This is a genomic window from Acinetobacter sp. ANC_7682, from assembly GCF_056779795.1.
On the sequence record NZ_JBWYIQ010000004.1, the window covers coordinates 1 to 12,762 of the forward strand.

13 protein-coding genes and 1 pseudogene are annotated in these 12,762 nt (G+C 40.9%); 7 read left to right on the forward strand and 7 right to left on the reverse strand.

Features of this window, described 5'->3' with window-relative positions; genetic code table 11:
• Nucleotides 1-326: 326 nt before the first annotated feature.
• The 5 genes and pseudogenes from AC1M9D_RS02400 to gatC form a co-directional block, all read right to left on the reverse strand.
• Nucleotides 327-431, reverse strand: a pseudogene (locus tag AC1M9D_RS02400) (hypothetical protein); the annotation flags it as partial.
• Nucleotides 425-1,225, reverse strand: coding sequence for an NYN domain-containing protein (locus AC1M9D_RS02405; protein WP_481611424.1), 801 nt, complete (start codon nucleotides 1,223-1,225; stop codon nucleotides 425-427). The pseudogene AC1M9D_RS02400 and the gene AC1M9D_RS02405, both read right to left, overlap by 7 nt.
• A gap of 72 nt (nucleotides 1,226-1,297) precedes the next feature.
• Entirely contained in the window at nucleotides 1,298-2,773 is a 1,476-nt protein-coding gene (gatB, locus tag AC1M9D_RS02410) for an Asp-tRNA(Asn)/Glu-tRNA(Gln) amidotransferase subunit GatB (RefSeq protein ID WP_481611425.1), read from the reverse strand.
• Nucleotides 2,773-4,251 carry an Asp-tRNA(Asn)/Glu-tRNA(Gln) amidotransferase subunit GatA gene (gene gatA / locus AC1M9D_RS02415; protein ID WP_481611426.1) on the reverse strand — a complete coding sequence of 493 codons (1,479 nt, stop codon included), beginning with the start codon at nucleotides 4,249-4,251 and terminating at the stop codon, nucleotides 2,773-2,775. Before gatA ends, gatB begins: the two co-directional genes overlap by 1 nt.
• A gap of 45 nt (nucleotides 4,252-4,296) precedes the next feature.
• Nucleotides 4,297-4,611 carry an Asp-tRNA(Asn)/Glu-tRNA(Gln) amidotransferase subunit GatC gene (gene gatC / locus AC1M9D_RS02420; RefSeq protein WP_035269791.1) on the reverse strand — a complete coding sequence of 105 codons (315 nt, stop codon included), beginning with the start codon at nucleotides 4,609-4,611 and terminating at the stop codon, nucleotides 4,297-4,299.
• Between the two features lie 133 nt (nucleotides 4,612-4,744).
• Here gatC and AC1M9D_RS02425 point away from each other — a divergent pair, with 133 nt between their 5' ends.
• From AC1M9D_RS02425 to AC1M9D_RS02450, 6 genes are all read left to right on the forward strand, one after another.
• Nucleotides 4,745-5,791, forward strand: a complete 1,047-nt coding sequence (locus AC1M9D_RS02425) for a rod shape-determining protein (RefSeq protein ID WP_035269793.1) — start codon at nucleotides 4,745-4,747, stop codon at nucleotides 5,789-5,791.
• A 30-nt stretch (nucleotides 5,792-5,821) separates the two neighbouring features.
• Nucleotides 5,822-6,679, forward strand: coding sequence for a rod shape-determining protein MreC (gene mreC / locus AC1M9D_RS02430; protein WP_035269796.1), 858 nt, complete (start codon nucleotides 5,822-5,824; stop codon nucleotides 6,677-6,679).
• Nucleotides 6,666-7,160, forward strand: a complete 495-nt coding sequence (gene mreD / locus AC1M9D_RS02435) for a rod shape-determining protein MreD (protein WP_092766998.1) — start codon at nucleotides 6,666-6,668, stop codon at nucleotides 7,158-7,160. Before mreC ends, mreD begins: the two co-directional genes overlap by 14 nt.
• A complete protein-coding gene (locus tag AC1M9D_RS02440) occupies nucleotides 7,148-7,714 on the forward strand; it encodes a Maf family nucleotide pyrophosphatase (protein WP_481611427.1) in 567 nt (188 codons plus the stop codon). Before mreD ends, AC1M9D_RS02440 begins: the two co-directional genes overlap by 13 nt.
• 51 nt (nucleotides 7,715-7,765) lie before the next feature.
• Nucleotides 7,766-9,220, forward strand: a complete 1,455-nt coding sequence (gene rng / locus AC1M9D_RS02445) for a ribonuclease G (RefSeq protein ID WP_035269804.1) — start codon at nucleotides 7,766-7,768, stop codon at nucleotides 9,218-9,220.
• Nucleotides 9,221-9,356: 136 nt separating this feature from the next.
• Nucleotides 9,357-9,524 (forward strand): PA1571 family protein, encoded by a 168-nt coding sequence (locus AC1M9D_RS02450; RefSeq protein ID WP_171076802.1) that lies wholly within the window; start codon nucleotides 9,357-9,359, stop codon nucleotides 9,522-9,524.
• A 52-nt stretch (nucleotides 9,525-9,576) separates the two neighbouring features.
• On the opposite strand, the gene AC1M9D_RS02455 is transcribed toward AC1M9D_RS02450, so the two are convergent.
• Nucleotides 9,577-11,031: a WS/DGAT/MGAT family O-acyltransferase gene (locus AC1M9D_RS02455; protein WP_481610929.1), complete on the reverse strand. Its 1,455-nt coding sequence runs from the start codon at nucleotides 11,029-11,031 to the stop codon at nucleotides 9,577-9,579.
• A 166-nt stretch (nucleotides 11,032-11,197) separates the two neighbouring features.
• Complete coding sequence (locus tag AC1M9D_RS02460; RefSeq protein WP_481611428.1) at nucleotides 11,198-11,932, reverse strand: phosphoadenylyl-sulfate reductase; 735 nt, start codon at nucleotides 11,930-11,932, stop codon at nucleotides 11,198-11,200.
• 198 nt (nucleotides 11,933-12,130) lie between these two features.
• On the opposite strand from AC1M9D_RS02460, the gene thrH reads away from it, so the two are divergent.
• Nucleotides 12,131-12,748: a bifunctional phosphoserine phosphatase/homoserine phosphotransferase ThrH gene (gene thrH / locus AC1M9D_RS02465; RefSeq protein ID WP_035269809.1), complete on the forward strand. Its 618-nt coding sequence runs from the start codon at nucleotides 12,131-12,133 to the stop codon at nucleotides 12,746-12,748.
• Nucleotides 12,749-12,762 lie beyond the last annotated feature (14 nt).

Here is a 12,762-nt window from a genome sequence, read left to right on the forward strand (position 1 = left end):
ACAGAATTAGGTCGCCCTCATACCCAAGTTGTCTCTTAAATTTGAGTAGCTTAAGGGAACTCAGCCTTTCAAACCTTTATGCAACAAAGCCGCTTAGAAAAATCAAAACTTAAGCAATTAATTGAAGAGCTTGGATTTCTTAGAAATATGCCTTATCAATATTTTTTTGACCTAGATACTGATACAATTCAAGACTATAAAAAGAATATAAAATTGATTGAGGAATGTAAGAAGATTAGTAAAACTGCATTTCAATAGAAACTATCATTTTATTAGATTAAAAAACCCGCTCTAAAGCGGGTTTTTTATTCCAAAATTAATCAGTTTTAACCAATCAATTTCTTCATCAATTCATTCACTTGTGCAGGGTTAGCTTTACCTTTTGCGGCTTTCATGACTTGACCAACAAGACCGTTAACGGAATTTATTTTAGTTTTACATATAGGTTTTTATGTTCATTACTAATGCGTTCTTCTATTTGAAAAATTTGTGGAAAGCCTTTTACCAAATCCCCTAATTTCTTAAAACCATATGTACGAGGGTCAAAATCCACTTGTAAAAGTTTCCACTGAGAGCCAAGTGATGCAACACTAATCCATTCACTATCATGATTATCAAACACTTGTTTAATAATATTTAATGGTAGAGAAGTTGTGGCTGTATCGTTTTTTATTTCTTGTTTCGGTGCATCCTTAACATTATTTTCTTGTTTAACTTCTTTAGGGGATGGTGTATTAGTTTCTTTAATTAATGGTTCTTCATAATTACTTAAGTTTTCTACATAAGTAAAATGTGAGCAAGCATTCCTAAATGCTTCAGGCGTTTGCTTTTTACCAAAGCCGTAAACGGTTGCTCCTTGTTCCTTAATACGAATGGCGAGAGCAGTAAAGTCACTATCGCTAGAAACCAAACAAAAACCATCAAATCGACCTGTATAGAGTAAATCCATTGCATCAATAATCATAAAACCATCAGTTGCATTTTTACCTGTGGTATAGGCAAATTGTTGCATTGGCTTAATTGCTAAACTATTGATAGCTTGTTTCCAATTTCCATTTTGACTGACAAAGTTTCCATAAATACGTTTGACAGTTGCTTCACCATATTTGGTAAGTTCATTTAGAATATTTTCTATATCTTTTGCGGAAGCATTATCTGCATCAATTAAAACTGCTAATTTATTTGTTCTTTCTTCTGAAACGTTAAATATTGTTTTTAAAGCCATTATTCTCTCAAAAATAAAAACCCCACTCTAGGTAGGGTTTTTATCGCATAAAGATGATTAATTAGTCAATCATCAACCAATCAATTTCTTCATTAATTCATTCACTTGCGCAGGGTTAGCTTTACCTTTTGCTGCTTTCATCACTTGACCAACAAGACCGTTAAAGGCTTTCTCTTTACCAGATTTATACTCTTCAACCATCTTCTCATTAGCAGCAAGCACGTCCTTAATAATTGCTTCAATTGCGCCTGTATCAGTTTCCTGTTTTAAGCCTTTTTCAGCAATAATCTCGTCCGCAGTTTTGCCTTCATCCCACATAAAGCCGAACACTTGTTTCGCAATCTTACCGTTAATGGTGTTATCCACAATACGCGCAATCATGCCACCCAATTTCTCTGCTGATACAGGAGAGTCTGCCAACTCTAAGCCCGCTTTGTTTAAAGCACCTGAGAATTCACCCATCACCCAGTTTGCAGCAATCTTACCTTGTGCAGCACCGCCCGCAGCCTTAACAACTTCTTCATAAAACTCTGACATTTCACGAGTCAATGTTAAAACGTGCGCATCGTACTCAGTCACACCAAAGTCAGCCACAAAACGCGCACGACGTGCAGCAGGAAGCTCAGGCATAGTCGCTTTAATCGCTTCGATTTGCTCATCTGCAATGATCACAGGCAACAAGTCTGGGTCAGGGAAGTAGCGGTAATCGTTCGCTTCTTCTTTCGAACGCATTGAACGCGTTTCCATCTTCACAGGGTCGAACAAACGAGTTTCTTGGTCGATGGTGCCATCCCATTCCAAGATTTCCATTTGACGTTCAATTTCAACATTGATCGCTTGTTCAATGAAACGGAATGAGTTGAGGTTTTTAAGCTCACAACGTGTACCAAACGGCTGACCCGGACGACGTAAAGACACGTTACAGTCGGCACGGAACGAACCTTCTGCCATGTTGCCGTCAGAAATGCCTAACCAACGCACAAGGGTGTGAATCGCTTTAATGTAGGCAACAGCTTCTTCAACCGAACGCATATCGGGTTCAGATACGATTTCTAAAAGCGGCGTACCTGCACGGTTTAAGTCGATACCTGACATCCCTTCAAATTGGTCATGGATCGATTTACCTGCATCTTCCTCAAGGTGCGCACGGGTTACGCCAATGCGTTTAACTGTGCCATCTTCAAGTTGGATGTCGATATGACCCAAGCCCACAATTGGGTTGTCCATTTGGCTGATTTGGTAGCCTTTTGGAGAGTCAGGGTAGAAGTAGTTTTTACGTGCAAATACTGACGCTTGGTCGATGTAAGCATCGATACCCAAACCAAAGCGAATGGCAAGATCAACCACTTCTTTGTTCAATACAGGCAGTACGCCCGGCATTGCCAAATCAACAAGGCTCGCTTGTGTATTTGGGTCTTGACCAAATTCAGTTGAAGAACCTGAGAAGATTTTAGATTTAGTCGCAAGTTGAGTGTGAATCTCAATACCAATAACGACTTCCCAACCATCAATCAAATTTGACTTAGGTTTTGCATTATTCTTCGCCATTATGCATTCTCCTCAGCAATTACAGCGCGTTTGGTGTGCCAATCAGTTGCTTGTTGGTATTGGTGCACCACAGACAACAATTGAGATTCTGACCAGTAGTTACCAATCAACTGTAAGCCAACAGGTAAATTATTTTGATCAAAACCAACAGGCGCGTTAATCGCAGGAAGACCTGCAAGGTTGACCGCGATGGTATAGATATCGCCCAAGTACATTTCAACTGGAGAAAGGTTTGCACCAATCTTATAGGCCGTTGTTGGTGCAGATGGCGCAGCAATCACGTCAACAGACTCGAATGCTTTTAAGAAATCTTGTTGGATTAAACGACGTACTTTTTGTGCTTTGACATAGTAGGCATCGTAATAACCTGCAGACAGCGCATAAGTACCAATCAAGATACGGCGTTGAACTTCAGCACCAAAACCTTCAGAACGAGAACGTTTGTACAAGTCCATGATGTCTTTTGGATCTTCACAGCGGTAGCCATAACGTACGCCGTCAAAACGTGACAAGTTAGACGATGCTTCAGCAGGGGCAATCAGGTAATAGGTTGGAACATATGCCTCAGTCATGTTGAGGTCAATTTCAACAAGCGTTGCGCCCATCTCTTCCAATTTTTTTAGAGATTCTTCAACACGAGCTTTAACGTCAGCAGCTAAACCTTCAACATTAAAGTACTGTTTTGGAATACCAATACGTAAACCTTTTACCGATGTGCCATTGAGGTTAGCCACGTAGTCATCAGCATCTTTTTGTACAGATGTTGAATCTTTTGCGTCATGACCTGCCATCACGTTCATAAGGTAAGCACAGTCTTCTGCTGAACGCGCCATTGGACCGCCTTGGTCAAGTGATGATGCATAGGCAATCATACCGAAACGTGATACACGACCATAGGTTGGTTTTAAGCCTGTAAGGCCACAGAACGATGCAGGTTGACGGATTGAACCGCCTGTATCTGTACCAGTCGCAAACGGTGCAAGGTCAGCTGCTACAGCCGCAGCAGAACCACCTGATGACCCGCCTGGGACACGATCTAAAGCCCAAGGGTTCGCCGTTGCACCGAAGTAAGATGATTCTGATGTAGAACCCATGGCAAATTCGTCCATGTTCACTTTACCTAAAGTCACTAGGCCCGCAGCTTTACCTTTCGCTACAACGGTTGCGTCGTACGGAGAGATAAAGTTGTCTAGCATTTTAGAACCAGCCGTGGTTTTAATGCCTTGCGTACAGAAAATATCTTTATGTGCAATAGGTAAACCAGTCAAAGTGGTTGCTGTACCTGCTTTGATCGCTGCATCAGCTGCATCAGCTTGAGCCAATGCTTGTTCAGCAGTCACAGTGACATAAGATTTGACTTGCGCATCAATTTTTTCAATACGGTTTAAATAATGTTGCGTCAATTCACGTGAAGAGAATTTAGCGGTTGCTAAACCATCGATAAGTTCACGAACCGATAAGCGATGTAAATCTGTCATGAGAAAAATTCTTAACTAAAATTTAAATAGGGCAAAACTGAACAATTATTCAATTACACGTGGAACAAGATACAAACCGTCTTGCACAGCTGGTGCAACGGCTTGATAGTCATCACGATGGTTTTGTTCAGACACAGCGTCTTCACGTAATGGCTGCGGATGGTCAAATGGACTCTTAAGTGGCTCAACACCTTCGGTATCAATGCCTTTCAAGGTTTCCATCATTCCTAAAATTTTATTCAAACTTTGAGCATATTCAGCAGATTGAGTGTCATCCAAAGACAAGCGTGCTAAGTGTGCAATGCTTGAAACGGTTTGTGCATTTAAATCTGCAGATTGCTGAGCATCTGATGCTGACATGCTGTCTCACCTAATCAGTAATAAAAATATTCAAAATATCATGCGTTATAATAAGCGATTGACTTGTCCAAAGCATCACATTTAGTTAAAGTTGCCATCTTACGTCTATATAACGTTGAACTGAGAACGACCCGTGATTCTAAAACGACTAATTGGCTTGTTTTCGCCAGATCTAGCCATAGATTTAGGCACCGCTAATACACTAATTTATGCGCCAGGACGGGGCATTATATTAAATGAACCGACTGTTGTGGCAATTCGTCACAGTGGTTCACAAAAAATAGTTGCCGCTGTTGGCTTGGATGCTAAGCAAATGCTTGGTCGTACCCCTGCGAATATTTCTGCAATTCGTCCAATGAAAGATGGCGTGATTGCGGATTTCGAAGTCACTGAGACCATGTTAAACCAATTTATTGGTAAAGTGCATGAAAAGCGTCTTTTCCCACCAGCGCCACGTGTTGTGGTGTGTGTGCCATGTAAATCAACTTTGGTTGAACGTCGTGCGATTCGTGAGGCTGTATTCAATGCAGGCGCACGTGATGTACGTTTAATCGAAGAGCCAATGGCAGCAGCGATTGGTGCAGGCATGCCAGTTGAGCAAGCATGTGGTTCGATGGTCGTAGACGTAGGTGGTGGTACAACTGAAATTGCAATCATTTCATTGCAAGGTTGTGTCTATGCAGATTCATTGCGCATTGGTGGTGATGTTTTTGACGAACAAATTATTCATTATGTTCGTAAAGCACACGGTTGCGTCATTGGTGAAACAACGGCTGAAACCATTAAGAAAGAAGTGGGTATGGCGCTTCCTGATGAAGATGGCAAAGTGTTAGAAATCGAAGTTCGCGGTCGTAACTTGGCGGAAGGTGTTCCGCGCGCAATTACGGTGACTTCTGATGAAATTACTCAAGCAATCACTGATCCATTGCAAAGCATTGTGTCTGCAGTGAAATCTGCGCTTGAACAAACACCTCCTGAGTTGTCATCAGATATCGCGGAGCGCGGTATTGTATTGACTGGTGGTGGTGCGTTATTACGTAACTTAGACAAGTTATTATCGCAAGAAACAGGTTTGCCAGTAGTAGTTGCTGAAGATCCGCTTTCTTGTGTAACACGTGGTGGTGGCAAAGTCTTAGAACTCTTTGACAACCCGAACCATGACATGCTGTTTGTTGGTTAATTTTCTGTAATTTAATTTAAGGACGAGGCGGTGCAACCGAATCTGTTTTCAAGACAACCGCCATCTTTTCGCTCTTTCATCATTGCAGTCATCGTGTGTTTGTTCGTGTTAATGTTTAATTGGCGCGCTCCACACTTGATTCAACCAGCAAGAGATGTCTTGTACGCGGCATATAATCCCATTTATGCCATTGCAAGCTATCCCGTTTTATCGAAAGAATGGCTCAGTCAACAAACCAAGTCTGAAGCGCAACTGCGTCGTGAGAATACTGCGATGCAGGCAGAGCTGCTTCAGGCTCAGGTTCGCCTTCAAAAACTCTCAGAACTCTCCGCTGAAAATACGCGCTTACGTGGATTATTGGATACGCCTTTGATCATTGACGGTCGTATGGAAATCTCTGAGGTGATTGGCACAGATGCTGATCCGTTACGTCATATCATTATCATTAACCGAGGTGCTGCGAGCCAACTGCGTGTCGGGCAAACGGTGTTGGATGATAACGGTATCATGGGGCAGATCATCAATGTTTATCCGCACAGTAGCCGTGTCATGTTATTGTCTGATAAAGAACACTCCTTATCTGTACGTCTTGAAAACTCTGGCATGCGTGCCATTGTGTCAGGCACTGGTGATTTAGGTCGTCTGAAAATGGAATATGTACCGACCAGCGCTAACGTCAAAGTCGGGGACAAGGTGTATAGTTCAGGTTTAGGACAACATTTTCCTGCGGGTTATTTGGTCGGAACAGTGTCCAAAGTTAAGCGTGAAAATACCGGTGAGTTTGCGCAGATAGACGTGAAACCTGCAGCTCAGTTGGCAGGTGGACACCATGTAGTGGTACTGTTCTCAGACTCATTAGCCATGGAGCAACCTCATGCTCAGCGCTAAAAAAATATCATCAGTTAAAACACGTGATCCTCTATGGATCATCGTGCTTTCAATCATTATTGGTTCGGTGTTGGTGGTGTATCCTCTGTCTTATACATTAGCAGGATGGCGACCGCTGATCATGTTGATGATTACGGTGTATTGGATCTTGCTTCAACCGACATGGTGTGGTGTTTGGTTTGCTTTTGCAGTCGGATTATTTACCGATTTACTGCTTGATGCACCCCTTGGATTACATGCGCTAAGCTTTGTTTTACTCACATTTACCATCCGTTGGTTTGTGCGTGAACGCCGTTTAATGACGTTTGGAAATACTTGGGCAATCGCTAGTGTTGCTATATTGGCACATTTGATTTATGTCCTTTTTGCACAAATTATTTCCGATATGCAATTTTCGATAACTCGTCATTGGCAGCCATTAATGAGCAGTATTTTAACTTGGCCCATCTTGTATTATTTGCTTAGAAAATGGCGAATTTAATCCTGGCGTCGAGCTCGCCTCGGCGTAAAGAATTGCTTGCACAGCTTGGACTTAAATTTGATATTTTTAGTCCAGAAATCGATGAGTCTGTACGTGATGGTGAGCAAGCGCATGATTATGTTCGACGTTTAGCAGAACAAAAAGCTCAGGTTGTTTTAGCGCGATTTCCAGATGCGGTGGTCATTGCTGCAGATACAAGCCTCAGTTTAGATGGGCAAATTATTGGCAAACCTGACTCGAAGCAACATGCGTTTGAAATTTGGCAATCCTTGTCAGGGCGTCAGCATGAAGTTCTCAGTGGCGTTTGTGTGGCTTCACAACATAAAACAATAAGTACGGTAGTGAGCACAAAGGTTGATTTTCAATCACTCAGTCATCATGATATGGAAGAATATTGGTCAACTGGGGAACCTGTAGGAAAAGCAGGGGCTTACGCAATACAAGGAATCGCCGCAAAGTTCGTTCCTCGTATTGAAGGTAGCTACACCAATGTGGTGGGTTTGCCTTTACATGAAACATCACAGTTACTGAATCAAATATTGAAAAGTGGTTAAGGCACTAAATTAACCTTTTAAAAAATTTTTATAATGTTTTGAGTGTTTTTTATGTCTGACGAGTTGTTGATTAACGTCACCCCAATGGAGTGTCGGGTGGCGTTAGTTGAAAATGGGACGGTCAACGAACTATTTGTTGAACGCAACGCTAAACGTGGTTTAGTCGGGAATATTTATAAAGCCAAAGTTGTACGTGTATTGCCTGGTATGCAAGCGGCATTTGTAGACATTGGCTTATCTCGTACTGCTTTTTTACATATCAATGACATGATTTGGCCTCGTAATCAACCGACGCCAAATGTCTTTGATCTTCTGCAACCAGGTCAGATTCTGACAGTGCAGGTCATGAAAGATATGTTAGGCACGAAAGGTGCGCGTTTAAGTACTGATCTTTCCATTCCTTCTCGCTATTTGGTGATGATGCCTTATGGACATCATACTGGCGTTTCTCAGCGAATCGAATCAGAAGAAGAGCGTGATCGTTTACGTTCGATCATTGAGCGTATTCAAGCTGAACATAAGTTACCCGGTTCTGTCATTGTCCGAACTGCAGCAGAGGGGATCGAAGAAGCCGCTATTGCGCAAGATATGGCGTATTTGGCAAAACTTTGGGAATTTATTCAGCGCAAACAAAAAAGTGTCGTGGTTCCATCACTTATCTTTGAAGAGCTACCACTTCCTCAACGTATCATCCGTGATCTGGCAAATGAAGATACGGTAAAAATTCAAGTCGATTCAAGAGAAGTGTTTGGCAAGCTACAAGAGTTCGTGGCTGAGTTTGTACCAAATATGGTTGATCGTCTGAAACACTACCCTGGTGAGTGTCCGATATTCGACTTATACAATGTTGAAACGGATATTCAAAAAGCATTGCAAACACGTGTTGCTTTAAAGTCTGGTGGTTATCTGATGATTGATCAGACGGAAGCCATGACCACTATTGACGTCAATACAGGCTCATATGTAGGTGGACGCTCTCTTGAGGACACCGTCTTTAAGACCAACATGGAAGCGACACAAGTCATTGTGCGTCAACTCAGACTGCGCAACTTAGGTGGAATTATCATTATTGACTTTATTGATATGCAAGAGGCCTCACACCGTGATGAAGTGCTTAAGCAATTTGAAAAAGTCTTAGAACGTGACCATGCAAAAACTAAAATCACCCAAGTGTCTGAGCTTGGCTTAGTAGAAATGACGCGTAAACGGACGCGTGAATCACTTGAACATTTGTTATGTGAGTCTTGTCCAACGTGTCAGGGACGTGGTTATGTGAAAAGTGCCGAGACTGTTTGTTACGAAATCTTTCGAGAGATATTAAGATATGCTCGAGATTTTGAGTCTCAGACTGACTTTACTGTCGTTGCGCATCCATCGGTTGTGGATCGATTATTAACCGTAGAAGCTGCGGCCGTCTCTGATTTAGAGCATTTTGTGAAACGTGTCATTAAGTTTCAAGTCGAAAATTTATACACGCAAGAGCAATACGATATCATTTTGAATTGAAATTGTAACAGAATATCGTTAAACACTTGTTACAACTGAGATTTTACATTCGATCTCGATTTCTCAATACTTAAGAAATCAAATCGAATAGCCAAAGACAGCGATGTTGTCTTAGCAAAGTGAGGTCAAAGTGGGTATGAATTTAACGGAACAATTAGCGGGTAGCCATCGTCAAATTGTGGATTCAAACAAAAGCGCTTGCTTGATGCTCAACGATCAAGGTCAAGAAGTTCGAGTTACACAAGCGATGGTCGTTTCGCTCTGTCAGCAATTAATCAAGCAGTGTCGTAATATTAAAAATTAAGGGGCCTTTTTAAAGCCCCTTAATTTTTTTGTGAATATCGAAATATACAGCCTTAAGCTGGTTTTTCATTTGCAACTTCTATATCCGCTACTACTTGTTTCTTCACTGCACTACGCTTAGTGGTCTTTTTCATAATCTGCGGTTTTTCATCTTCAGGTAAACCCACAATTTTTTCAAATCGTTGAATCTCATCTTCTAAATGGGTCAATAAATTTTGCATCTTAGGCAAAGCATTTCGACATGCGGTTAAACCGACTTCTAATTTATCCATATAACTGGTCATTGTAATATTCAATGCTTGACCATCAAGTACGATAGAAGCAGGGTAGAGTGCGTCCAAACGTGCACCATTCCAATATAGCGGCTCTTTAGGCCCTGGTACGTTAGAAATAACGAGGTTAAATGCCTGACGTTTAGGTGCTAAACCAGAGATGATATTTAAACCTGCAGGACCATATACGAAGGCACTATAGTTGAGAATCTGATCTGAAGTCATGCGTTTGAATTTTTGCTTCGCATTCATTACGCTACGACGAATAAGATCGAGTCGTTCTAATGGATCGGCTTTATGTGTCGCTAAGTTGGCCAGAATCATCGTTATACGATTTGACATATCTGAATCATCAGTACGAACGGAGACAGGAACCATAGCGATTAATGGTTTCTCAGGTAAAGCACTTTGACTGATTAAGTATTCACGCAAAGCACCAGAGCAAATCGCGAGAACAATATCGTTAATGGTCACACCCAGTGATTTTGAAATATGGTTGAGGCGCTTAAACTCATATGACTGAGCAGCGAAACGACGCGATGAGCTGACTTTTTGATTCAGAATACTACTTGGGGCTTGGAAACTAGATACATAGTCCGGATTACGTCCCATATCCTTAAAGACAGTTTCAGACAGCACTTTGAATACACCCGGTGTAGACTGCACTTGACCTTTCAAATTAGACAATATTTGTTTTGCACGGCTTACTTTAGGTGTTTTAAGTCGCTTAGCACGCGGACCTTCGACACACCATGGCGGAACGATACTTCTTGCATTTGGATCATGAGAGAGTGATTTTTCAATTAAACGCATGCCTGCAATACCATCGACCATCCCATGATGTATTTTGAAATACATGGCGAAACGATTGCCTTCAATGCCCTCAATGATATGACACATCCATAATGGCTTAGCTCGATCAATTAATGAACTGTGCTCTTGGGAAATGTAGGTGAGTAGCTCACGAATACGACCAGGATGTGGTAGAGCAATATGTCTGAAGTGATGATCAAGATCGAATTCAGTGTCTGTGTCCCAAAACAGTCCGTTTAATTTATTATTAAACGGTGGAATTGGAATAGATTTTGAGTTGCGAATATCTGCCACTAAATCTTGAATAAAGGTTGGTGGCGCATCTTCTGGAATTTCAAATAAAAATAATCCGCCAACATGCATGGGCTGTTGTCTTTTTTCCAAAGATAAGAAAATAAAATCAAGCGGGTGTAATGGGCGCATAGTCTAGGTTTGCCTCACTGCAAATTTCTAAAATTGTTTTTTAGAATTATCAATCCAAGAGATCAGTATAGACGTATTTGTTGGAGGGGGCATAAATTTTTTTAATGAATGGTCAGTACAAAAAAGCCACTTTAAATCAGTGGCTTAAAACTTTGTGAGACAGTTTTTACTTTTTTAAATTACCTGAATGTAAACCACATTCTTTATGCGTTGCTTCTTCCCACCACCAACGACCTTCACGCTCGTGCTGATTTGGAAGTACTGGACGCGTGCATGGTTCACATCCAATTGAAATAAAACCTTTTTCATGCAATGGATTATATGGAATTTCCATCATGCGAATATAATTCCAAATGTCAGCACTCGTCCAATTCGCCAAAGGGTTGTATTTAATGAGTTGTTTACCTTCACCTGAAAAACCTAGATCAGCTTGAATCACTGGAATTTCAGTACGTGTACCCGGACTTTGATCTTTACGTTGACCCGTGATCCATCCATCAAGTGTTGCTAACTTTTTACGAAGAGGTTGAACCTTACGGATACCACAACACTCTTTATGATCATCTTGATAAAAGCTAAACAGTCCTTTTTCGTTGACCAGATTCTGAACAGCTTCAGCTTCCGGGAAACATATTTCAATGTTGATATTATAGTGCTTACGAACAGTCTCAATAAATTGATAAGTTTCTGAATGCAAGCGACCTGTATCTAGACTAAACACGCGAAAAGGTTTACCTAAATTTGCAGCCATATCAATCAATACAACATCTTCAGCACCTGAAAATGAAATGGCAATTTCACCTGTTTGATTTAAAGCTAAGGCTATAATTTCCGAAGGGGATTTATCTTCATACTCTGATGCAAGTGCATCAATTAAATCTATGCTTGGAATGGTAGTCATGAGAATCCTGGCGATATAGGCTTGGAAACAACAAGTCCTATATTAAAATATTTGATGTATATTTTAGTTGAATTCAGAGATTTATCTTATGAAATAAAAATAAATACTTATGAATAAAATAGATTTAAAAAATTACATCGATATTCAACAATCTTCGGCTATGATATTGCAAATTTTATTAATGCTGAGGGCAGTATCATGGAAATCGTTTGTCTAGATCTTGAAGGCGTTTTGGTTCCTGAAATTTGGATTAATTTTGCAAAAAAAACAGGAATTAAAGAGCTTGAAGCAACAACTCGAGATATTCCAGACTACGATGTGCTCATGACTCAGCGTTTAAATATTCTTAAACAGCATGGTTTAGGTTTAAATGACATTCAAGCTGTTATTGCAGATATGGGACCGTTTGAAGGTGCTAAGGAGTTTGTCGAGTGGGTACGTACTCATTTCCAACTCATCATTTTATCAGACACATTCTATGAATTTGCTCATCCATTGATGAAGCAGTTAGGTTGGCCTACGATTTTCTGTCACAAATTAGAAACTGACGAAAATGGTATGATTACAAATTACAAACTACGTCAACCTGATCAAAAACGTAAAGCAGTGCAAGCTTTACACGGTTTAAATTTCCGTGTAATTGCTGCAGGCGACTCGTATAACGATACTACGATGCTCGGTGAAGCAGATCAAGGTTTCTTATTTGATGCGCCGGATAATGTAATTGCAGAATTCCCACAATTTCCTGCGATTAATGGTTATGCTGCATTGAAAGAAGCGATCCGCAACGCTTCTGTACGTGATATTCCAGCCTAAGTTATTACTTTGAA

What these genes read in the sequence shown, in the direction of transcription:
- rng (WP_035269804.1), top strand. Translation starts at nt 7,766, where the DNA reads ATGTCTGACGAGTTGTTGATTAACGTCACCCCAATGGAGTGTCGGGTG.
- mreD (WP_092766998.1), top strand. Translation starts at nt 6,666, where the DNA reads ATGCTCAGCGCTAAAAAAATATCATCAGTTAAAACACGTGATCCTCTA.
- gatA (WP_481611426.1), bottom strand. Translation starts at nt 4,251, where the DNA reads ATGACAGATTTACATCGCTTATCGGTTCGTGAACTTATCGATGGTTTA.
- AC1M9D_RS02450 (WP_171076802.1), top strand. Translation starts at nt 9,357, where the DNA reads ATGAATTTAACGGAACAATTAGCGGGTAGCCATCGTCAAATTGTGGAT.
- AC1M9D_RS02440 (WP_481611427.1), top strand. Translation starts at nt 7,148, where the DNA reads ATGGCGAATTTAATCCTGGCGTCGAGCTCGCCTCGGCGTAAAGAATTG.
- AC1M9D_RS02455 (WP_481610929.1), bottom strand. Translation starts at nt 11,031, where the DNA reads ATGCGCCCATTACACCCGCTTGATTTTATTTTCTTATCTTTGGAAAAA.
- thrH (WP_035269809.1), top strand. Translation starts at nt 12,131, where the DNA reads ATGGAAATCGTTTGTCTAGATCTTGAAGGCGTTTTGGTTCCTGAAATT.
- gatC (WP_035269791.1), bottom strand. Translation starts at nt 4,611, where the DNA reads ATGTCAGCATCAGATGCTCAGCAATCTGCAGATTTAAATGCACAAACC.
- AC1M9D_RS02405 (WP_481611424.1), bottom strand. Translation starts at nt 1,225, where the DNA reads ATGGCTTTAAAAACAATATTTAACGTTTCAGAAGAAAGAACAAATAAA.
- gatB (WP_481611425.1), bottom strand. Translation starts at nt 2,773, where the DNA reads ATGGCGAAGAATAATGCAAAACCTAAGTCAAATTTGATTGATGGTTGG.
- AC1M9D_RS02460 (WP_481611428.1), bottom strand. Translation starts at nt 11,932, where the DNA reads ATGACTACCATTCCAAGCATAGATTTAATTGATGCACTTGCATCAGAG.